This window comes from Corallococcus praedator, from assembly GCF_003612125.1.
Taxonomy (GTDB): Bacteria; Myxococcota; Myxococcia; order Myxococcales; family Myxococcaceae; genus Corallococcus; species Corallococcus praedator.
On record NZ_RAWI01000609.1, the window covers coordinates 1 to 3,738 of the forward strand.

A 3,738-nucleotide genomic window follows, 5' to 3' on the forward strand; every position below is an offset into this window, starting at 1 on the left:
ACCCCCGCCGAGCGCGCCCTGCGCTGCCCCGTCACCGCCTATTCCACCGGCGGCCCCGGCACCATCAGCATCCAGCGCCTGGACCGCGTGCAGGGCAAGGTGATGGGCACGTACCTGCTGGAGGCCCTGGGCCACCACATCCTCAAGGCCGGCGCGGACATCGAGCGCATGAGCTTCTACAACAACCGCGCGCGCACCGGCCTCACCCCCTGGCAGGAGTGCACCGACGGAAGCTGCTTCTTCAGCATCAACCAGTACGGCTACCTGGAGGCGCCCGACCAGCCGGTGTTCCTGGCCAGCAAGGAAGGCACCTCCACGTCCACCACCGTGGGCGGCTTCATCCAGGACAGCTGGTCCATCCTGGACAAGGTCACCGTCAACGCGGGCCTGCGCTACGACGTGCAGACGCTCTACGGCCTGGACGGGGAAGTGGGCCTGCACCTGCCCAACCAGTGGTCCCCGCGCCTGGGCGTCATCTACGACCCGACGCAGGCGGGCCGCGCGAAGCTCTTCGCCAACTACGCGCGCTTCTTCGAGAACGTCCCCCTGGACATGGCGGACCTGTCCTTCCCCCAGCAGCAGCTCCTGTCCGCCACCTACAACGCGGCCGCGTGCAACCCGTCGCAGGAGGAGTCGCTGCGCACCGGGTGCACCCTGAACGCCAACCGCAGGCCCCTTGGCAACCGCGAAAACCCCAACCAGCTCTGGGACGCGCAGGGTGGAGACCGCGTGCCGGTGGATCCGCAGATCCGCGCCCAGTCCGCGGACGAGTTCGTCCTGGGCGGTGAGTACGAGCTGCTGGCGTCAAGCCGCGTGGGCGCCACGTACACCAAGCGCTACCTCAACGACGTCATCGAGGACATGAGCCGCGACGACGGCAGCACCTTCTTCCTGGGCAACCCGGGCAAGGGCTACTCGACGGACTTCCCGCTGGCCAAGCGCAAGTACGACGCGGTGAACCTCTACTTCCAGCGCGCCTTCACCAACGGGTGGCTGGCCCAGGCCAGCTACACCTGGTCCACGCTGCGCGGGAACTACTCCGGCCTGTTCCGCGCGGACACCGGGCAGCTGTCCCCCAACCTCACGCGCGACTTCGACCTGGTGACGCTCACCATCAACCGCGACGGCCCGCTGCCCGGGGACCGCACGCACGCGTTCAAGGTGTTCGGCGCGAAGGAGTTCTTCATCACCCCGCGCACCAGCATCAACGTGGGCGGCAACTACCGGGCGCGCTCGGGCACGCCGCTCAACTACCTGGGCGCCAACCCGCGCCGCAGCGGTTCGGAGACCTTCATCCTGCCGCGCGGCAGCGCCGGCCGGCTGCCCTGGGTGCACGGCGTGGACGGCCACGTGGGCCTCAGCCAGCGGCTGGTGAAGGACTCCGTGCTCACCGTGTCGCTGGACGTCTTCAACCTCTTCAACTTCCAGCAGTACACGGACGTGGACCAGACCTTCACCACCGCGCGCGTGTACGCCATCGAGCAGGGCGGAACGCCGGACAACCTCACCGCCTGCCTCGACAAGACGCCCAACGAGAACTGCCAGGTCTTCACCGCGACGGCGACAAGCGTTCGCATCACCGAAGCGGACGTCAACCCCAACTTCAAGCGGCCCACCGCCTACCAGGCACCGCGCTCCATCCGCCTGGGCGCCAAGCTGAGCTTCTAGGCCCCGCGCCCGACAGAAAGGACACCCGCGATGAAGCTTCGATGGATGGCAATCAGTGGAGGCCTGGCGGCCGCGGTCGTCACCGCCGGCGCCTGTGGCAGTGAACCGGTGGCCCCCTGCGTGGTGGGGCGCGCCGTGTTCGAGAGTTCCACCGGCTCGTTCGCCACGACGTATGAGCTCAAGGCCGGGCAGAACCCGGACCTCGTCTGCGCCCGGCTCAAGCCGGAGCCCCTGGGCCTGCAGAAGTTCTTCAACCCGGACCCGAAGGCCCCCGACACCGTGGGGGTGCGCAGCGCCCGGCTGGGAAACCTCCTGCGGGACTTCGCCTCGCGTCTATCGGATGCGTCCAAGGCCAGCGCCACGGCGGTGGGGCCCTTCGCCTCCGAGACGCCGGGGGAGGACCGCTTCTGCACGGTGCCCCAGCTCACCCCCACGCGACTGGACGTGACCGAGGCCCAGGCGCCCGACGGGGGCATCCTGCCCGCGCAGGAGTTCGGCTACACGTGGAGCAACCTGCGCATCTACAACACGCCGGAGATTCCGGGCACGCAGTTCACCTCGGACCTCGTCTACACGGAGAACGGCTGCACCGCCGAGTACACCGTGAAGGGCATCTGGCCGGTGGTGTCGTGTCAGGGCGCGGATGGCGGACCGGACGAGGCGAAGTGCGACCCGTACGCGGACTACGACGCGGGGCGGCTGCGCGGCTCCGGCATCAACCCGCTGTTCCCCGTGAAGTGCGACCCGGACGTGCGCATCTGCGTGCTCACGGGTGAGGTGCCATCAGCTCCCTGAAGGCGCCGGCGCTTCCGGGACGCAGGGGCGCGGGCAGGTCCCGGAAGTCCTTCACCAGGAAGTCCGGCTGCTCGCGCACCAGGATGTCGCGCGGGAACGACGTGGCGACGGCGACACACGCCGCGCCCGCGGCCCGCGCGGCCCTGAGGCCCGCCACCGCGTCCTCGAACACCACGCACCCGCCAGGCGCGACCCCCAGCGCGGAGGCCGCCTTCAGGTACACCTCCGGATGCGGCTTGCCCCGGGTGACGTCCGTGGACGTGACGCGCACCGGGAACAGGTGCTGCAGCCCCACGCGCTCCAGGGCCAGCTCCGCGTTGTCCGCCAGCGCGCTCGTGCCCAGCGCCCAGGGCACGCCCGCCTGCCCCAGCGAGCGCAGGTAGGCCCCCACGCCGGGGACGGCGAACACCGGCTCGTGCTCCAGCAACCGGTGGAAGGCCATCTCCCGGTCGTACGTCAGCGCCTCCACCTCTTCGTCGCTCAGCGCCGCGCCGAACCACGCGCGCAGCGTCTCCCCCGCCCGCCGTCCGTTGGTGGCGAGCAGCTCCTCCCGCGTGGGCGTGTAGCCCCGCTCCCGGGCGAAGTCCTCCCAGACGCGGTAGTGCAGCTCGGTCGTGTCGATGACGACTCCGTCCAGGTCGAAGAGGACGGCGTCGAAGGGAGCGATGTTCGAGGTCGATGGAGACATGGAGGCTCGGGCTTTCTCGAAGATCCACACGGCAGGCCCTTCAACCCTATTCACGGGGTGGACCCGGGGCGCGGCATTCGCCCCTCACGGCGGTGCCTACCGTGCGGGTAGGCGGGGGGCCGGCCGCCGGCCCGTCCCATCGAAAAGCACCGTTCCCAGTGAAGGAAGGGGCGCACAGGGCTCGCCTGGTCGCTCCAGGCCCAGCCTGCCCGTTGTAGGCTTCACCGGAGGTCCATGTCGCCCCCCAAGAACCCCGCTGAATTCTCGACGACCGCCGTCCGCACGCAGGGCACGCCCACGCAGGCGGCCCATGCCGTGCCCGCGCTGACCATCATCGGTCACGCGCAGCCGCAGCGCATTGGCGAGCGGCTGCTGCTCGAAGGGCTCCTGTCCGACGAGCGCGCCGTGGCGCTGTCGCGCAACGCGCCGGACTTCAGCCGCCCGGGCGGCGTGCTGTCGCTGCCCCTGGGGGATCCGTTCCTGAGCCGCACCCCGGTGCGCTTCGAGCCCGGCCTGCGCGGCGGCGTCCGGCTGCGGGTGCCGGAGGACGGGACGCCGGTGCTGGTGGGCGGGGAGCCGGTGAAGGG

General features: G+C 70.4%; 3 protein-coding genes and 1 pseudogene. 3 read left to right on the plus strand and 1 reads right to left on the minus strand.

All coding sequences use genetic code 11. The features are described from left to right. Both D7Y13_RS39690 and D7Y13_RS39695 read left to right on the plus strand, forming a co-directional pair. On the plus strand, positions 1-1,668 hold a 1,668-nt coding region (locus tag D7Y13_RS39690; protein ID WP_158626194.1), incomplete at its 5' end, for a TonB-dependent receptor domain-containing protein. Between the two features lie 45 nt (positions 1,669-1,713). Next, a complete protein-coding gene (locus D7Y13_RS39695; protein WP_233595235.1) occupies positions 1,714-2,463 on the plus strand; it encodes a hypothetical protein in 750 nt (249 codons plus the stop codon). Here D7Y13_RS39695 and D7Y13_RS39700 read toward each other — a convergent pair. Then, positions 2,435-3,151, minus strand: coding sequence for an HAD family hydrolase (locus tag D7Y13_RS39700; protein WP_120582000.1), 717 nt, complete (start codon positions 3,149-3,151; stop codon positions 2,435-2,437). The genes D7Y13_RS39695 and D7Y13_RS39700 overlap by 29 nt on opposite strands. A gap of 234 nt (positions 3,152-3,385) precedes the next feature. On the opposite strand from D7Y13_RS39700, the pseudogene D7Y13_RS39705 reads away from it, so the two are divergent. Next, a pseudogene (locus tag D7Y13_RS39705) lies at positions 3,386-3,738 on the plus strand (sigma-54-dependent Fis family transcriptional regulator); the annotation flags it as partial.

Coding starts and splice junctions, on each gene's coding strand:
- D7Y13_RS39695 (WP_233595235.1), top strand. CDS start 1,714: ATGGCAATCAGTGGAGGCCTGGCGGCCGCGGTCGTCACCGCCGGCGCC.
- D7Y13_RS39700 (WP_120582000.1), bottom strand. CDS start 3,151: ATGTCTCCATCGACCTCGAACATCGCTCCCTTCGACGCCGTCCTCTTC.